Below are 17,174 nucleotides of genomic sequence, written 5' to 3' on the forward strand. Positions count from 1 at the left end.
ATCCCGCATTGCTTGCGTGCTGACGCGGATGCGAGCGAGCCGCGTTCCAGGCGCAAGAATAGCCGCTGGGGCAGAAGTCGAACGTCGCTGTGCTACTCGGTCGGCTCGTAGTCGAACCAGTCGAACCCGACCGTGCCGGCGGCGGCGTACACGCCGATGACCCGGCCGGTGAAGCCGCCGGCGACCTCGGTCGACAGGTAGCGGCCGTCGAGTTCGGCCAGCAGCTCGAGCGTGCCGTCGTCGGACTCGATGCCGAACCGGATCGTGTCGGGCTCCTTGCGCGGATCCCAGCGGTCGGGGGAGGAGGCCAGCACATCGATCCGCAGCCGGACCGGTCCGTCCGGCACGGCTTTGGTGGCGACGGTCGACCGGAGCGAGGACGTCCGCGCGAGGACCCGCACCTGGCTGTCGCCTACCTCGAGCTCGTAGTGGTGCGCCTCGTCGAGGCGTACCGCGAGTCCGCCGCGTCCGGCGGCGGGGTCGAGCAACGTCCGTACCCGGCAGGAGTGGTGCTGCTGGCGACGGCCCACGAACATCACGTCCGGGTCGTCGAGGCAGGCGCCGCGCGCCCGCAGGGTGAGCCAGCCCGGACGGTCGGTCAGCGACCACAGCTCGTCGGGCCTGGACCGAACCGAGACCCACTGTGGCGCCAGCCGGTCATGGTCGAAGTCGTCCCTGATCTCCGGCACCGCCACCGGGCAGGACGGCCAAGCGGGTGCGGCCATGACCGTCTCCACCGGGGCGACGACGGGCCAACCGTCGGCCCAGGTGAGCGGCGTCAGGAACGTTTCCCGACCCAGCACGTGCCAGCCCGGTGTGCCGCCACGTGGCCGGACGCCCAGCAACACCATCCACCACGATCCGTCGGGTGCCTGGACGAGGTCGGCGTGGCCGGTGTTCTGGATCGGATGGTTGGTGCCGCGGTGGGTGAGGATCGGGTTGTCCGGGTGCGGCTCGAACGGGCCGTCCGGAGCCGGTCCACGTGCGATGGACACGGCGTGACCGCGTTCGGTCCCGCCTTCGGCGATCATCAGGTACCAGAACTCGCCGATCCGGTACAGGTGCGGGGCCTCCGGCGCCTGCACACCGGCCTTCCCGGACCACAACCCACGCGGCTCGCCGATCGTCTGCCCGGTGTCGGGGTCGATGCGGACCTGCGAGATTCCGGCGACCGTGCACCAGCAGCGGCCCTGCTCGTCCCAGGCGAGGTCCGGGTCGATGCCGCCGACGTCGGGCAGCCGGACCGGATCGGACCAGGGCCCCGCGGGGTCGGTGGCGGTGAAGAGCATGTTCCCGCCGCCGGGCGCGACGTTGGTGGTGATCAGCCAGAAGCGGCCGTCGTGGTGGCGCAGCGTGGGCGCGTACACACCGGCCGACGAGGGTGTCTCGATGGGCAGGGTGAGCTGGCTCGGCCGGTCCAGGGCGTTGCCGATCTGCGCCCAGTGCGCCAGGTCCCGGCTGTGGAAGATCGGCACCCCGGGGAAGTACTCGAAGCTGGAGCAGGCCAGGTAGTAGTCGTCGCCGACCCGACAGACGCTGGGATCCGGATGGAACCCGGGTATCACCGGATTGGCGAACGCGCCCTCGGCCCAGCCGTCCGGACCGGAGCCGGTGATCGGGGAGCCGGGGTGCCAATGAGCTGAGTTCATCTGGGTACTTCCGTCGGTGGGGCGGCTGGGCAGGTGTGGCGTCATGCGGCGGCCGGTCGAGATCGAAGGCTGTGCGGAAATTTTCTCTACTTCGAACGACACTTTCGGCCGGAGCGTAGTTAGGGCAGGCGATTCGGTCAATCCCCTGTCGCCAGGTCTGGGACAGAATGGCGTCCTCCACCATGGGCCCGTTCAGCGAGGGCACGGTGATTGATTCCATTGACGAGGGATGGCTAAGGGAGTAGTGTCCGGCGCGAAACTTTCGTGTTGTGAAGGCGAAAGTAGATCACGCTGCGGGAGCCAAGCAGCGTCGCGGAGGCCAGGGCAGCGTCCGCGAAACACCGTCCGCGCCGGGCGCGCGGCATACGCAGGCCGATCCGTCGAGCCGCGCCGCACGTCGCACCCACACGCGCAAGCGGTGTCCCTGCTCGATTCTCGGCTCGGCACAAGCGGTGAACCCCGAATCGGCTGTATCGCGACGCCGCTACGGGACGCGCGGCTGGACGACCGGAACAATTCGACCTCGCAAGGATGATCACGATGAGTCTGCACAGAATGCGAAGAGTCCGCTGGCGCGCCGCTGTCGTGGCGACCGGCGTCGCCGCGCTGCTCACGGCCGGAATGGCCGCGGCGGTGAGCGCCCAGGCGGCGGCTGGCTGCCGGGTGGGGTACGCCGTGTCCGCCCAGTGGCCCGGTGGCTTCACCGCCAACGTAGACGTCACCAACCTCGGCGACCCCGTCAACGGCTGGAACCTCACCTGGACATTCACCTCCGGCCAGCAGGTCACCCAGGCATGGAACGCCACCGTCACGGCTTCCGGTGGTGGCCGGCACACCGCCGTGAACGCGAGCTACAACCCGGCCATCGGCACGAACGGCACCGTCTCCTTCGGTTTCAACGGTTCCTGGTCGGGCAGCAACGCGGCACCCGCCTCCTTCGCCCTCAACGGCGTGACGTGCACCGGCGGCATCGGTGGCACACCCTCGGCGTCGGTCAGCGCGTCCACCCGCCCATCACAATCCAGCTCGCCATCGCCATCGCCATCGCCATCGCCGTCGCCGTCCGGGCAGCCGGGTGACCCGATGGCGACCGTCGCGGCGATGCAACCGGGTTGGAACCTCGGCAACACCCTGGATGCCATTCCCGACGAGACCGCCTGGGGCAACCCGCTGACCACCCAGGCGCTGCTGCACCACGTGCGGCAGCAGGGCTTCAACAGCATCCGGATCCCGGTGACCTGGAGCAACCACCACGGCCCCGGCCCGGCCTACACCATCGACACCGCCTGGCTGAGCCGCGTACGCCAGATCGTCGACTGGTCGCTGTCGGAGGGCTTCTATGTGATGATCAATCTTCATCACGACTCCTGGCAGTGGATCAACACCTACCCCAGCGACCGCACCAACGTGCTGGCCCGCTATCACGCCCTGTGGGCCCAGCTGTCCGCCACGTTCCGCGATCACTCGCCCCGCCTGGTGTTCGAGAGCATCAACGAACCGCAGTTCGCCGGCACCTCCGGCGACGAGCAGAACTACCAGGCACTGCAGGAACTCAACACGGATTTCGTGCGGACCGTGCGTCAGTCGGGCGGCAACAACGCGACCCGACTGCTGGTCCTGCCGACCCTCTACACCAACGCCGACCAGGGCCGACTCGACGCCCTGACGGCCACGTTCAACCAGCTGAACGACCGCAACCTCGCCGCCACCGTCCACTTCTATGGATACTGGCCGTTCAGCGTCAACATCGCCGGCGGCACCCGCTACGACGCCGCCGTCGAGCAGGACCTGGTCGGCTCGTTCGACCGCGTACGCGCCGCCTTCGTCGCCCGCGGCATCCCGGTCATCATCGGCGAATGGGCCCTGCTCAGCTGGGACCACACCCGGCCCGGCATCATCGAACGGGGCGAGTTCCTGAAATATCTCGAAGCCGTCGGCTACCACGCCCGGATCAGGAACCTCACCACCATGCTCTGGGACGCGGGCCAGTTCCTCAACCGCGGTGAGCTGCGCTGGCGCGACCCGGGCGTGTTCGCGATGATGAAGACCAGTTGGACCACCCGATCGGCGACCGCCTCCGCCGACCAGGTCTACGTCGCCCGCAACGCCGCCATCACCGGCAAGACCCTCACGCTCAACCTCAACGGCACCGCTTTCCGGGGCCTGCGCCAAGGCACTACCGACCTGGTCAGCGGCAGCGACTACACCGTGTCCGGCAACACGCTCACGCTCACCGCGGCGGCCGTGACGCGACTGGTCGGCAACCGCGCCTACGGCGTCAACGCGACCATCGAGGCCAGGTTCTCGCAAGGGGAACCGTGGCTGATCAACATCATCACCTACGACCCGCCGACCCAGGCGGCAGCGACCGGCACGACGAGCTCGTTCGCCATCCCCACCCAGTTCCGCGGCGACCAACTCGCCACCATGGAGGCCAGGTATGCCGACGGCACCAACGCCGGACCGGCCAACTGGACCTCGTACAAAGAGTTCTGGACCCACTTCCAGCCCGACTACACGGCCAACACCATCCTGCTGAAGCCCGAGTTCTTCGACGAAGTCAACGATGGGACGGTCACCCTGACGTTCCACTTCTGGAGCGGCACACAGGTCACCTACCGCATCACCAAGGCGGGCACCTCGGTGACCGGCACCAACAGCTGAGCGAGATGCTGCGGCGGCCAGTGGGACGCCGTAGCATCCCAGCGCGCCGCTCCAAGACCTTCGCGGTCGGGGGCGCTATTCGGCGCCGCCCGGGGTGGGTCGGCCTTCGGCTTGGTAGCGCCGGTTGAGTTCGAGCGCTTCCTGGAGCTGGTCTTCGAGAATGATGATGCGGCACGCGGCATCGACGGGTGTGCCCTGGTCGGCGATCTCACGGACCCGGGCCGCCAGGCGCAGTTGGTAGCGCGAGTAGCGGCGGTGGCCGCCGTCGGAGCGAGCCGGGACGAACAGACCGCCTTCGAGCGAGCGGAGGAAAGCCTGGGTGACGCCCAGCATCTCGGCGGCCCGACCCATCGTGTACGCGGGATAGTCGTCGTCGTCGAACTTGTCGGCCGGGACCCTGTCAGCTGAGGTCATAGGCACCTTTCCTAGAACGCAGGTAAGGATCCCGGCGCTTAAGCGCCGGGATCCTTGGGGAGAAACGAGTTACATACCATCGCCGGTCACGTACACCGGCTTACCGTCTTCTCGCACCCGCCAGCCAGCACGGGGTACGAGCATCTCGTGGATACGACCGGGGACCACCTTCCGTTCGGGGTCTGCGGCCCGCCGGCATGCATGCCGGGCGGGGATCCGATGGCACTACTCCTCTCGCCTTCACCTGTCACTGATCAACTACTGGTACTGCGGTCGTGCTACTTGCCAAACTGCGGGGACCGGAATCGATGTGGTCCCTCGCCCGACCTGCGGCCCCGAAGCCCCTTTCAACTACCTGGCCTCGCGACCCGAACCTGTCGGGCGGTCTTGCTTCCTACTTCATGCGCCAGTTCGCCTGCCGCACTCAATAGATCTTCGTTCGCAACAACTGGAACACTACACATCGCGAGAGCGGATGTCTATCAGCGCCACTGGAGATTTTCGGTTGGGGCGGGTGACACCATCTTCTCCGCCTGGTCCAGCTCCAGTTGCCGGAGCAGCTCGCAGGATGTGCCCGCGCCGGTACTGAACGTCACAGTCCGGCGGCGGCGCAGCCGGGCGGTCAGGGCAGCTCGCCAAACCCGCGGCCAGCCAGCTCCGCGGCATCGATGGTTTGTGGGGCGGCTCGCCTCCCGGCGTGCCGCCCCACAGGGGGTTGGACTGTCAGGCGTTGATCTTCTCGCGGGCCGGGCCCGCCTCGACCGGGGCGAAGGCCTCGGTGCGGGGCGTGCGGTAGGCGTGCACGAGGCCGGCGATCGACAGCAGCGCCATCACCAGCGCGGCGAGGTAGGCGACCAGCGCGGCCTGGCCGGCCTTGACGCCGAACTCGCTGAATCCGTAAGTGGTGAGCAGCAGGCCGCGCAGGGTCTCGCCCTTGAACATGGTCTCGCGCTGGGCGGTGACGTCGGTCAGTTGCTGCTGCAGGGCGGTCAGGTTCGGGTCGTTGTTCTTGGTCGCCTCGGCGACCTGGGCCCGGAGTCGGCTCTGCGGCACGCCCAGGTCGGCGTAGGTCTGGCCGCCGGCGGTGTTCTTCAGGTGCAGGCCGATGAACTGCAGGGCGTACACCTCGGCCTGCTTGCCGGTGGTCAGCTTCTGGCCGGCGTACTCGACGAGGCCGGGCTGCGTCCGCTCCTCGGGGGTGAGGGTGTCGAGGGTCTTGAACGTGATGTTCTGCTCGGCCAGCTGCGAACTCACGTAGTTGGTGGCGAAGTTCGCGTTGGCGGTCAGGACGACGCCGGCGACGGTGAGCAGGATGGCGATGGCGACGCCGCCGAGGCTGAACATCAGGTCGAGGGTCCTGCGCTTCATGGTGGTCTCCTGTGGGGGGATCGGGGTCTGCACCAAGAATCCCGTGCGCCTCTGCTGTCACAGCAGAGTTGGAGGACCTGTCGTCACGGGACCAAAGGCTCCCGGTCTGCATGCCGTCTGGCCGGTACGGCGCGCCATCCGTCGGGCGCGGCCCGAACAGTCGCGGCGCCCTCGGCCGGGTCGATCACCGTGCGCCCGGAGCGCACGGATGACCGCCCCACGGTCAGGACTCGTCGATGACCTCGGCCAGGTCGCGGCGGGGTGTGGGAAAACCTGGCCGGCCGACGCCGACGCGCAGCACCATCTGCGGCACGTCGGAGCGGCCCAACGCCAGCCGTAGCCTGTCCCGTTCGGCCTGGTTCTCGATCGGCTGCGACAGCATCGAGGCGGCCAGGCCGGCGTCGGTGATGGTGAGTAGGACCCGCTGCAGGGCGATACCGGCCTGCAGTTGCTGCGCAGGGCTGTCGGCGGCCGTGCCCAGCACGACGACCAGCGGTTCGGGATCGAAGTCACCGCCGGGCGAGGGCTCGCGGCTGCCGTAGGCGCGCCGTGGCAGTAGGTCGTCCGCCTGCGGGACAGGGCCGCCGGCCGGGGCGGGCACCCCGTCGCGGTCATCACGGTCGGATCGGGTCCAGGCGCGCAGTTCAGCCTGGTAGGAGCCGTCGCTGCGCAAGGCGCTGTCGGCCGCGCGGACGATCTCGGAGATGACCTCGAGGGAGGCCTGGCCGCTGTGGAGTTCGACCCAGGCGCCTTCGGCCAGGGCGGCGTTCTCGATTCGCACGATGGCGTGGACGGGCACCGGCGCGGGATGGAACGGTTCCCGATTGCTGAAGCGGCGTTCGATCGCCGCGAACAGCGCCTCCTCGGCCGGAGTGGTCTGCCAGGCCGCGGTCGGGGTGAGCCGCGCGAGCAGTAGCGGGTCGTCCGGGTCGGGCAGCAGCCGCACGTGTGCGGCCAGGCCCATGGCTGCCAGTGCCAGGCGGGCGTTGAGGGTCGCGGCCCCGCAGGCGATGCGCAGCGCCCAGCCGGTTGGGTCGGCGACCAACAGCGACCGGGTGGGGTCGGCGTACACCTCGATCGTGCCGTTGCGGTTGCGGAAACGCCAGGGTTGGCTGTTGTGCAGGGACGGGGCCCGGACGGCGGCGGCGACGACGTCGCGGAACGCGGTGTCGGTCAGGGTCAGCGCGGTGGTCATGACGGTCTCCTGAGGTAACCCGCGGTGGCCGGCTCGTGGCCTGTCCTGATCATCCACGGTGCCCGGTCGGCTGAGTGTGCTTTCCGGCCCGTTGGTCGAAGCCGATGCGGGATCAGGTGCGGTGATGGCCGGACGGGCCGCGCTGCGGCGGCCCGTCCGGGTGGGGCTAGACGCGGAACACGATCCGGGCGGGCACCTGGGAGTCGAGGACTTCCGCGATGGCGTCGTTGATTTCCTCGAGGTCGCGGATCTCGTACTGGACGGTGGTACGTCCGGCGGCGTGCAGGGCGAACACCTCGGCCAGGTCGGCGCGGGTGCCGACGATCGAGCCGATGATCGTCAGGCCGCCGAGGACGGTCTCGAAGACCGGCAGCCGCATGATGTTGTCCTTGGGCAGCGACACCAGTACGAGCCTGCCACCGCGGCGAAGGCTCGTGTGGGCCTGCTCCAGCACGGTGGGGCTGGCGGCGAGCACGACGGCGACGTCGGCGCCACCGAGAGCCTGGATCGCGGCCACCGGGTCGGTGCGGGCGGCGTTGACGGTGTGGGCGGCGCCGAGTTTTCGCGCCAGCGACAGTTTCTCCTCGGTGACGTCGACGGCGATGGCGTCACCGCCGAAGAGCTGGGCGTACTGCTGGGCGAGGTGCCCCAGCCCGCCGATGCCGAAGATCGCCACCCGTTCGGTGGGACGGACCCCGGCCACCTTGATCGCCTTGTACGTGGTGACGCCGGCACAGGTCAGCGGCGCGGCATCGAACGGGCTGACGCCTTCAGGGACCCGCACCACGTGGCGGGCGTACGCGACGGCGAACTCGGCGTGGCCGCCGTCGAAGCCGTAGCCGGTGTTGCGCTGCGACTCGCACAGAGTCTCCCGTCCGCTGACGCAGTACTCGCAGGTGCCGCAGGTGTAGCCCAGCCACGGCATCGCGACGCGGTCGCCGATGGCGACCTCGGTGACACCGCGTCCGAGGCGTTCGACGATGCCGACGCCCTCGTGCCCGGGGATGAACGGCAGCGCCGGCTTGACCGGCCAGTCGCCGCGGGCGGCGTGGATGTCGGTGTGGCACAACCCGCTGGCCTCAACCCGGACCAGGATCTGGCCGGGGCCGGGCTGGGGGATCGGCACCTCGCCGACGGTCAGCGGGGCGGCGAAGTCGGTGACCACGCAGGCGCGCATGACGGCTCCTTTCCTCATCATCTCTCGGTGGCTTCACCTCCGAGCCTCGTCCCGGGCGGGGCAGCGGTCATGAGGCGGTGGACCTGTCCGACAGGACGTTCGTCCCGGTAGGGGCCGAATGCCGACGCGCGGGCGCCCGTCACGCGGCCGTGGCGGTGGCCTCGCATCAGTTCCTCGCGCATGGCCACTCGCAGTTTCGCGTCCAGCTTGGATGACGACGGTGGCCATGGTGTCACCTCTGTTCGGTGCCGCTGTCGCGGCGCGGGGATGGATGGTGCGTCGCCAGACTCGGCCTTGCCACGGCGATCTGGGCAGGGTCGAAGGTCTCCTGCCGGTCCGTCTTTGTGCCCGCGTCGGCCCGCCGCAGCGACGTGGGCACACCGGCGATCGCGCGCCGGGAGAGTTCAGGGCCGGGTGCCGCCGAGCAGCCGCACGGCGAGCACAGCGGCCTGGGTTCGGCGTTCCAGGCCGAGTTTGGCCAGGATGCTCGTGACATAGTTCTTGATCGTCTTTTCGGACAGGAACATCTTCTCGGCGATCTCGTGGTTGGTCAGCCCGTCGGCGATGTGGCCGAGGATCCGCCGTTCCTGCTCGGTGAGCTGGGCCAATTCGGGCGGCTGGTGCACGCCGCGCCGGATGCGGTCGAGGACCTGCGTGGTCACCGCCGGGTCGAGCAGTGACTGCCCGGCGGCGACGCTGCGTACGGCGTCGAGCAAGTCGATGCCACGGATCTGTTTGAGGACGTATCCGGCGGCACCGGCCATGATCGCGGCGAACAGCGCTTCGTCGTCCTCATACGACGTCAGGATCAGTCCCTGGATGCCGGGGTCGACGGAGCGGATGTCGCGGCACACGTCGATGCCGTTGCCGTCGGGCAGCCGGGCGTCGAGGACCGCGACGTCGGGGCGCAGCGCGGGGATGAGTCGGGTGGCCTCGGCGGCCGACCCGGATTCGCCGACGACCTCGATGTCGCCTGGTTGCTGCAACAGTTCGATGAGGCCGCGGCGCACCACTTCGTGGTCGTCGAGGACAAAGACTCGGATCATGGCGGATCCCTGTTCCGACGGGCCGGATTTCCCGCGGGTCACCGGCCGGTCTGGTCGATGGTGGCGGTGGCGTCGAACGGCAGTCGTGGGGTGTGCCCCCGCAGCGCGTGTTCGGGGTCGGCCACGCCCAGGCGCAGGACGAGGTAGGGGTGGCCGAGGTGGGACAGGATGCGGCGCATCATGGTCCGGGTGCCGTCGATCTCGATGACCTGGCTGAACGGCAGCACAGCCAGGCCTTGCACGGTGGCGTGCAGCCACACCGCCGACAGGGCCTGCCCGGCCCGCAGCCAGGCGGCGCGGTCGTCCTCGGCGCCGAACAGCACGACATAGGTGGAGGCCTTGTCGTGGCCGCCGCCGACCGTGAGCGTGCCGCGCGAGCCGAACTCACGCTCGCCGACGTCGGTCTCGGGGCGCCGGTCCGGGATGACCTCCGGTGGCAGACCCGTGCCTGGCGGGCGGCTCGGTCCGGTCCACAGGTGCGTCTCGGCCAGGACGGCCGGTTCGGCCGCGGCGGCGTCCTCGGCGTGCGAGACCGCGACGACGAGGTCGGTGACCTGGTCCGGGGTGAGCCGGTGCAGGTGGACGCCGACAGCGCCGGCGATCCGACGCAGCTCCTCGAGTTGGTCGACGGTGATCGGCACATCGACGGTGGGCCGCCGGTCGGTGTGGCGCAGCTGTATCGCCTGCGCCAGTCGGATGGCGTCCGCGGTCACCGGAGTGACACCCGTGATGGTGACGGTCGCCAGATGGTGCGGGCGGGCCGGGTCGGGCAGCGGATGTACGGCGGCGTCGTAGCCTTCGGCGTGCAGGGCGACCTGAGCGTGGTGCAGTGCCGCCCCGCAGCTGACCAGCATCATCCGCTCGTCGGGGTCGGTGTGGGGCAGCGCCCGCGTGGTGTCGGCATACAGGTCGAGCCGGTCCGGGTGGATCCGCCAGTGCCAGGGCTGGGTGTTGTGGATCGAGGGTGCGCGCCGCGCCGCCTCAGCGGCCTCGGCGTAGGACGCCGCTGCGGGCCGGTCCTGCTCGCCGGTGGGCGTGGTCATGGTGTGCCTCCAGAAGTCGTCTCGTCCAGTGCACGCTGTGCGTGCTGCCGCGGCCAGGAGCGAAGGATCCTTCCGGCCGGGACCTTCGACCCTGCCGACCACCGCGGCCGCCCGCGGACGGCGGGGCTTCGGCGACGCGGCATTCGCCCGCGTGTCGCCCGACGACGTCGGCACCGGTCGGCCTCCCGGCGGGACTAAGGACTCGCGCCCGGCGAGACGACCGGCACGGGAGCGATCACCTCCGCCAGAGGACGGCGCGGTGTCGTCCCGGTGGCCACGGCGTACCCGGCACGGAGCAGGATCTGCGGCGGTGCCCCGCGGTGCAGACCCAAGCGCAGCTGCTCGCGGATCGCGGGCACGTCGACCGGCTGCGACATCAGCGACGTGGCCAGGCCACAGGAGGTGGCGGTGAGCAGGACCCGCTGCAGACCCTGGCCCGCTTGCAGGTCGTCGTATGGCGTGTCGCCGTACGAGCCGAGCACCGCCAGGAACGGGTCGTTCTCGTAGTCGCGGCCCGGTTGGCGGGGCGGTCCGCCGAAGTCGCGGCGGGTGAGCAGGTCCTGGGGCTCGGGTCTGAAGCCGCCGGCGTCGCGCGGCACCCCGTCGGAGCTTGCCTGCTCGCGGACCCAGCAGGCGAGTTCCGCGCCGTAGCCGGGGGTGGCCCGCAGCAGCCGGTCGGCGGTGTCGACGAGTTCGGCGACCAGCTGCTGGGCCAACGGTCCCAGGATCAGATCAAGCCAGCACCCCTCGACGCGGGCGGCTGCGACGAGCCTGGCCCGCACGTCCAGCGGGACGGCGGCGTCCATGAACGGGCCACGGTTGCTGGACCTGCGCTCGATCGCGCGGTAGAGCTCCTCGTCGCCGGGTGTGGCGGTATGCGGGGCGGTCACGCGGATCCGGGCCAGCAGCAACGGGTCGGTGAGGTCCGGTCGCAGGACCGTCTCGCTCGCCCAGCCGGAGTGCGCCAGGGCGATCCGGGTGTTGAAGACCGCCGCGCCGCATGACACGCGCAGAGCGCGGCCGGAGGGGTCGGCGATCGGCAGGAGGCGGTCCGGGTCGGCGTAGACCTTGATCGTGTCGGCGTCGAGGCGGAACCGCCACGGCTGGGTGTTGTGCACCGACGGCGCCCGCACGGCGGCGCGTACCGCCGTCGGCAGGGCCGCCTGCAGGGCTGTTGGCGTCATCATGCACTCCACTGTCCGTGCCCCAGGTGCAGCGGGTCAGTGCCGTTGGTCCCGTGTCCGCAGGACCTGCGCTCGACCCGGAAGCCTCCACCGGCTGGTCTCGACGCGGACGGGTCGGCGAAGGCGTGTCCCCCGGGCGATCCCCCGCACCGGTACGGCGTCCCGTGGCCGGTGCGGCCTCGACGGCCGGGGCGGTGCCGGCGAGGTCGTCGACCCCGGTCGGCACCTGCCCCATGACGTCCCTGGATACGATGTCCCCATTTCCTCGATGACGGCCGGTCAGCGGCGCGTCGGGGTCCAGTCGCGGATCTCGGGCAGATCCTGGCCGGTCTGACGGATGTAGGCGGCGTGCTCGGTGCGCTTGTCGACCATCGCCTGGCGCAGCGCGGCGGCCTTGCGGGCCAGGCCCGGCACCCGGTCGATGACGTCGATGACCAGGTGGAACCGGTCCATGTCGTTGCGGACCAGCATGTCGAACGGGGTCGTGGTGGTGCCTTCCTCCTTGTAGCCGCGCACGTGCAGGTTCTCGTGGCCGTGGCGGCGGTAGGTGAGGCGGTGGATCAGCCACGGGTAGCCGTGGTAGGCGAACACGACCGGCCGGTCGGTGGTGAAGATGGCGTCGTACTCGGCGTCGGGCAGTCCGTGCGGGTGCTCGGTCCGCGGCTGCAGGCGCATCAGGTCGACGACGTTGACGACCCGGACCCGCAGCTCGGGCAGGTGCTCGCGCAACAGGTCGGCCGCGGCCAGGACCTCCACGGTGGGCACATCGCCCGCGGCGGCCAGCACGACGTCCGGGTCGCCGCCATCGTCGGCGGCCCACTCCCAGATGCCCAGCCCCCGGGTGCAGTGCGCGACGGCCTCGTCGATGTCGAGGAACGTCGGCGCGGGCTGCTTGCCCGCCACGACGACGTTGATGTAGTCGCGGCTGCGCAGGCAGTGGTCGGCCACCGACAGCAGCGTGTTGGCGTCCGGCGGCAGGTACACCCGGATGACGTCGGCCTTCTTGTTGACGACGTGGTCGATGAACCCGGGGTCCTGGTGTGAGAAGCCGTTGTGGTCCTGGCGCCACACGTGCGAGGTGAGCAGGTAGTTCAGCGACGGGATCGGCCTGCGCCAGTCCAGTTCCCGGGTTACCTTCAGCCACTTGGCGTGCTGGTTGACCATCGAGTCGACGATGTGGACGAACGCCTCGTAGCAGGAGAACAGCCCGTGCCGGCCGGTCAGCAGGTAGCCCTCCAGCCAGCCCTGGCAGGTGTGCTCGGACAGGATCTCCATGACCCGGCCGTGCGGATCCAGGTGCAGGTCGGTGCCGACGGTACGGGCATGCCAGGCCTTGCCGGTGACGTCGAGCACCGCACCGAGCCGGTTGGACTCGGTCTCGTCAGGCCCGACGATGCGGAAGTTGCGGTATGCGGCGTTGGCGCCCATCACGTCGCGCACCCAGGAGCCCAGCACCCGGGTCGGTTCGGCGAGCGGGCCGGGCTTGACCGCGTACGCCCGGAAGTCGGGCAGTTCCAGGTCTCGGACCAGCAGCCCGCCGTTGGTGTGCGGGCTGGCGCCCATGCGCAGCGGCCCGGCGGGCAGCCAGCCGACGACCTCCGCACGTGGTGCGCCGGTGGCGTCGAACAGCTCGTCAGGCCGGTAGGAGCGCATCCAGTCGGCGAGCATGGCCAGGTGGTCGGTGTCGTCGCGGGCGGCCGACAGCGGCACCTGGTGTGCCCGCCAGGTGCCCTCGACCGGCAGCCCGTCGACCTCTTTCGGTCCGGTCCAGCCCTTCGGGGTACGCAGCACGATCATCGGCCAGCGGGGCCGGTCGACGAGCTCACCGGCGCGGGCGGCGGCCTGGATCGCGGCGATCTCGTCGCAGACGGTGTCCAGGGTCGCGGCCAGCAGTTGGTGCACGATCGCCGGGTCGTCGCCCGCGACCAGGTAGGGCTTGTGCCCGTACCCGGTCAGCAGCGCGGTCAGCTCCTCGTCGGACAGCCGGGCCAGCACCGTCGGGTTGGCGATCTTGTAGCCGTTGAGGTGCAGGATCGGCAGTACCGCCCCGTCGCCGACCGGGTCGAGGAACTTGTTGGAGTGCCAGGAGGCCGCGAGCGGGCCGGTCTCTGCCTCGCCGTCACCGATCACGCACGCCACGAGCAGATCAGGGTTGTCGAGTGCGGCGCCGTAGGCGTGGGACAGGCTGTAGCCGAGCTCGCCGCCCTCGTGGATGGACCCGGGGGTCTCCGGCGCGACGTGGCTGGGGACCCCACCGGGGAACGAGAACTGCTTGAACAGCCGGCCCATGCCGCGCTCGTCGAGGCCGATGTGCGGGTACACCTCGCTGTAGGTGCCTTCCAGCCAGGTGTTGGCGACCAGGCCGGGGCCGCCGTGGCCGGGGCCGGTGATGAAGATCGTCTCCTGGCCGCGGGCGGCGATGATCCGGTTGAGATGCGTGTAGAGCAGGTTCAGGCCGGGGGTGGTGCCCCAGTGGCCGAGCAGCCGCGGCTTGACATGTTCGGGCAGTAGCGGCTCGGTGAGCAGCGGATTGGCCATGAGGTAGATCTGACCGACGGACAGGTAGTTGGCGGCGCGCCAGTGCGCGTCGAGGCGGGCGAGTTCCTGCGCGCCCAGCGGGGCGCCCTGCGCGATATGCATGTTCATCAGCGTGGCCACTGTGGCCGGTGGGGCGTAGGGTCCGGCAGCCCGCGTGGTCCGGGACCTTCGGCCCGTCGTGAGGCGGGCCTGGGCCGTACGCTGGGCGCGCCGTCGCGACCGGCCGTGAGCTCGGGACTTTCGACCCGGTCGCCATGCCCCAGGGGCCCGCCGCGGCGGGGCGATCTGCTCTGGGCCGCTGCTCGGCAATGGCGGGAGTCTGAGCACATGACCCTCACCGAGACCCTCGCCACGGACGCCGGGCGGCGGCTGCGCGGCCTCACCATGGGCGAGGCCGCGGCACGGTTGGCGCAGGACGGCCCCAACGCCGTCGCCCGCCCGCATCCGCCGCGCCTGCTGCGGCGGATCCTGGCGCAGCTGGCCGATCCGCTCGTATCGCTGCTGCTGGTCGCCGGTGCGGTCACCGGCCTGCTCGGCGACTGGGCCGACACGGCGATCATCGTCGTGGTCGTCGTCCTCAACACCGCCATCGGCGTCGCGCAGCAGGTCCGTGCCGACGACGCCGTGGCGGCGCTGGACACCCTCACCGCGCCCACCGCGCGAGTCACCCGCGACGGGGCGGAGCTGGTGCTGCCCGCCGCCGACCTGGCGCGCGGTGACGTGGTGCGGGTCGAGGCCGGTGACATCGTCCCGGCCGACCTGCTGCTGTACGACGCGCACCGGTGCCAGGCCGACGAGGCGGCCCTGACGGGGGAGTCCGTGCCCGTGTCCCGTGCCGCCGGTGACGAACTGTCCGCCGGGACGGTGCTGGTCACCGGCCGCGCGGTGGGCACGGTGCTGCGCACCGGCGCCCGCAGCGCCCTGGGCCGCATCGCCGAACTCGTCGCCAACACCCACGCCGGACCGACGCCGCTGCAGCGGCGTCTGACCCGCCTCAGCCGCGTCCTGGGCGCGACCGCGGTCGGGTTGTGCCTGGTCGTGTTCGCGGTCGGGCTGGCGTCGGGTCGGCCGTTGCTGTTCATGGCGTTGACCGCGGTGAGCCTGGTCGTCGCGGCGGTCCCGGAGTCGCTGCCCGCCGTGGTGACCCTGTCGCTGGCACTCGGCGCCCGCCGGATGGCCCGCCGCCGGGCGATCCCGCGCAACCTGCACGCGGTCGAGACGATGGGTTCGGTGACCGTCGTCGCGTCCGACAAGACCGGCACCATGACCGAAGGCCGGATGACCGTGCGTCGGGCCGTCGCGGCCGACGTCGCGGTGTCGGTCACCGGGGCCGGCTACGACCCCGCCGGGCGCGTCGACGGCATCGACCGGCCACTACCGCGACCCCTGCTCGATCTGGCCCGCGCCGGGCTGCTGTGCTCCGACGCCGTCGTTCTCGCCCCGACAGTCGACCGGCCCGCCTGGACCGCCGTCGGGGACCCGCTCGAAGCCGCGCTGGTCACCTTCGCGGCCCGGTGCGGCCTGGACCCCGCGTCGACCCGCGCGAGCGCGCCCCGCTGGGCCGAGCACCCGTTCGACCAGGCCACTCGGCAGATGACCACAGTCCACCGCGACGGCGGCGCCTTCCTGACCATCTGCAAAGGCGCCCCGGAGAGCGTCCTGGCCGCGCCTGTGATCGACCCGGCCGACCCGGTGGTGGCCGCCACCCGGCAGGCTGCCGCCGACCTGGCCGCTGCCGGCCTTCGTGTCCTGGTGATCGCGGCGGCCACGACCGCCGAGCCGACCAATCCCATCGCACCCACCGGGCTGCGGCCCCTCGGCGTGATCGGCATCGAGGATCCCCTGCGGCCCTCCGCCGCGGCGACAGCCGCCGAGTTCGCCCAGGCGGGCATCCGGCTCATGTTGATCACCGGTGACCACCCCGGCACCGCCGCGCACATCGCCGCCCAGGTCGGCATCTGGCGGCCCGGCGACCCGATCGCCACCGGCGACCGGCCCGAACAGGCCCACCAGGTCCGGGTGTTCGCGCGCACCCAGCCCGAGCAGAAGCTCGACATCATCGCCGAACTCCAGCACCACGGCCACGTCGTGGCGATGACGGGCGACGGCGTCAACGACGCCCCCGCGCTCAGCCGCGCCGACATTGGCGTGGCGATGGGCGGCGGCACCGAAGTCGCCCGGCAGGCCGCCGACCTCGTCCTCATCGACGACAACCTCGGTACCGTCAGCCACGCCGTGGCCGAGGGCCGCCGCGTGTACGACAACATCCGCCGCTTCCTGCGCTACGGCTTGGCCGGCGGCACCGCCGAACTGGCCGTCATGCTCGTCGGCCCCCTGTTCGGCCTCGGGGTGCCACTGCTGCCCGGTCAGATCCTGTGGATCAACCTGCTCACCCACGGCCTGCCCGGCCTCGCCCTGGGCGCCGAACCCGCCGAACCCGACGTGCTGCGCCGCCCGCCTCGCCCACCGGACGAGCAGATCCTCGGCGGCGGCCTGCTGCGCGACGTCCTCGCCCTCGGGGCGCTGCTGACCACGGTCACTGTCGGCACCGGCCGCTACGCGGCCGCCGCGGGCTGGCCGTGGCAGAGCATGGTCTTCGTCGTGCTCGGCCTGGCCCAGCTCGGCATCGCCCTGGCCTCGCGGGCCACCCGACCGCGCGGCACCCGGTGGGCCAACCCCGGCCTGCTCGCCGCCGTCGCCCTGTCCGCGCTGGCCCAACTCGCCGCGGTCGCCGTCCCGGCACTGCGCACGCTGCTGGGCACCGCTGCACTCGACCCCACCCAACTCGCCGTGTGCGCCGCGGCCGCCCTGCTGCCCGGAACCCTCGCCGCCATCTGGCAGACCGTCCACCGGTGCGCCGGTATCGGTCGATAATTCGTACAACGGACAGGAGTCA

Annotated in this window: 11 protein-coding genes; 2 read left to right on the plus strand and 9 right to left on the minus strand. The window is 71.0% G+C overall.

Going from position 1 to position 17,174, the window contains the following annotated elements:
- Positions 1 to 92 precede the first annotated feature (92 nt).
- Positions 93 to 1,649 carry a glycoside hydrolase family 43 protein gene (locus tag KUA19_RS10010; RefSeq protein ID WP_217395908.1) on the minus strand — a complete coding sequence of 519 codons (1,557 nt, stop codon included), beginning with the start codon at positions 1,647 to 1,649 and terminating at the stop codon, positions 93 to 95.
- Positions 1,650 to 2,189: 540 nt separating this feature from the next.
- On the opposite strand from KUA19_RS10010, the gene KUA19_RS10015 reads away from it, so the two are divergent.
- Positions 2,190 to 4,313 carry a cellulase family glycosylhydrolase gene (locus KUA19_RS10015; RefSeq protein WP_254549170.1) on the plus strand — a complete coding sequence of 708 codons (2,124 nt, stop codon included), beginning with the start codon at positions 2,190 to 2,192 and terminating at the stop codon, positions 4,311 to 4,313.
- A 75-nt stretch (positions 4,314 to 4,388) separates the two neighbouring features.
- Here KUA19_RS10015 and KUA19_RS10020 read toward each other — a convergent pair whose 3' ends face one another.
- The 8 genes from KUA19_RS10020 to KUA19_RS10055 all read right to left on the minus strand — a co-directional run bounded on the left by KUA19_RS10020 (position 4,389) and on the right by KUA19_RS10055 (position 14,386).
- Positions 4,389 to 4,727, minus strand: coding sequence for a helix-turn-helix domain-containing protein (locus KUA19_RS10020; RefSeq protein ID WP_217395909.1), 339 nt, complete (start codon positions 4,725 to 4,727; stop codon positions 4,389 to 4,391).
- Between the two features lie 723 nt (positions 4,728 to 5,450).
- Positions 5,451 to 6,095 (minus strand): hypothetical protein, encoded by a 645-nt coding sequence (locus KUA19_RS10025; RefSeq protein ID WP_217395910.1) that lies wholly within the window; start codon positions 6,093 to 6,095, stop codon positions 5,451 to 5,453.
- A 223-nt stretch (positions 6,096 to 6,318) separates the two neighbouring features.
- Entirely contained in the window at positions 6,319 to 7,290 is a 972-nt protein-coding gene (locus KUA19_RS10030) for an Acg family FMN-binding oxidoreductase (RefSeq protein ID WP_217395911.1), read from the minus strand.
- Between the two features lie 166 nt (positions 7,291 to 7,456).
- Complete coding sequence (locus tag KUA19_RS10035) at positions 7,457 to 8,467, minus strand: zinc-dependent alcohol dehydrogenase (protein WP_217395912.1); 1,011 nt, start codon at positions 8,465 to 8,467, stop codon at positions 7,457 to 7,459.
- A gap of 404 nt (positions 8,468 to 8,871) precedes the next feature.
- The gene (locus tag KUA19_RS10040) at positions 8,872 to 9,513 is read right to left on the minus strand and encodes a response regulator (protein ID WP_217395913.1); all 642 of its coding nucleotides are present in this window, start codon (positions 9,511 to 9,513) and stop codon (positions 8,872 to 8,874) included.
- A 38-nt stretch (positions 9,514 to 9,551) separates the two neighbouring features.
- Positions 9,552 to 10,556 (minus strand): Acg family FMN-binding oxidoreductase, encoded by a 1,005-nt coding sequence (locus KUA19_RS10045; protein WP_217395914.1) that lies wholly within the window; start codon positions 10,554 to 10,556, stop codon positions 9,552 to 9,554.
- Positions 10,557 to 10,750: 194 nt separating this feature from the next.
- The gene (locus KUA19_RS10050) at positions 10,751 to 11,740 is read right to left on the minus strand and encodes an Acg family FMN-binding oxidoreductase (protein WP_217395915.1); all 990 of its coding nucleotides are present in this window, start codon (positions 11,738 to 11,740) and stop codon (positions 10,751 to 10,753) included.
- A 279-nt stretch (positions 11,741 to 12,019) separates the two neighbouring features.
- On the minus strand, positions 12,020 to 14,386 hold the full coding sequence (locus tag KUA19_RS10055) for a phosphoketolase family protein (RefSeq protein WP_217395916.1): 2,367 nt from the start codon (positions 14,384 to 14,386) through the stop codon (positions 12,020 to 12,022).
- 219 nt (positions 14,387 to 14,605) lie between these two features.
- Between KUA19_RS10055 and KUA19_RS10060 the strand changes: the two genes are divergently transcribed.
- Positions 14,606 to 17,152 (plus strand): cation-translocating P-type ATPase, encoded by a 2,547-nt coding sequence (locus KUA19_RS10060; RefSeq protein ID WP_217395917.1) that lies wholly within the window; start codon positions 14,606 to 14,608, stop codon positions 17,150 to 17,152.
- The last annotated feature ends 22 nt before the right edge of the window (positions 17,153 to 17,174 follow it).

Source organism: Catellatospora tritici, from assembly GCF_019083965.1.
Lineage (GTDB): Bacteria > Actinomycetota > Actinomycetes > Mycobacteriales > Micromonosporaceae > Catellatospora > Catellatospora tritici.

Bases quoted from the DNA above. Each gene is read 5' to 3' on its own strand.
- KUA19_RS10020 (WP_217395909.1), bottom strand. From the start codon at position 4,727: ATGACCTCAGCTGACAGGGTCCCGGCCGACAAGTTCGACGACGACGAC.
- KUA19_RS10045 (WP_217395914.1), bottom strand. From the start codon at position 10,556: ATGACCACGCCCACCGGCGAGCAGGACCGGCCCGCAGCGGCGTCCTAC.
- KUA19_RS10025 (WP_217395910.1), bottom strand. From the start codon at position 6,095: ATGAAGCGCAGGACCCTCGACCTGATGTTCAGCCTCGGCGGCGTCGCC.
- KUA19_RS10030 (WP_217395911.1), bottom strand. From the start codon at position 7,290: ATGACCACCGCGCTGACCCTGACCGACACCGCGTTCCGCGACGTCGTC.
- KUA19_RS10015 (WP_254549170.1), top strand. From the start codon at position 2,190: ATGAGTCTGCACAGAATGCGAAGAGTCCGCTGGCGCGCCGCTGTCGTG.
- KUA19_RS10035 (WP_217395912.1), bottom strand. From the start codon at position 8,467: ATGCGCGCCTGCGTGGTCACCGACTTCGCCGCCCCGCTGACCGTCGGC.
- KUA19_RS10010 (WP_217395908.1), bottom strand. From the start codon at position 1,649: ATGAACTCAGCTCATTGGCACCCCGGCTCCCCGATCACCGGCTCCGGT.
- KUA19_RS10040 (WP_217395913.1), bottom strand. From the start codon at position 9,513: ATGATCCGAGTCTTTGTCCTCGACGACCACGAAGTGGTGCGCCGCGGC.
- KUA19_RS10055 (WP_217395916.1), bottom strand. From the start codon at position 14,386: ATGAACATGCATATCGCGCAGGGCGCCCCGCTGGGCGCGCAGGAACTC.
- KUA19_RS10060 (WP_217395917.1), top strand. From the start codon at position 14,606: ATGACCCTCACCGAGACCCTCGCCACGGACGCCGGGCGGCGGCTGCGC.
- KUA19_RS10050 (WP_217395915.1), bottom strand. From the start codon at position 11,740: ATGACGCCAACAGCCCTGCAGGCGGCCCTGCCGACGGCGGTACGCGCC.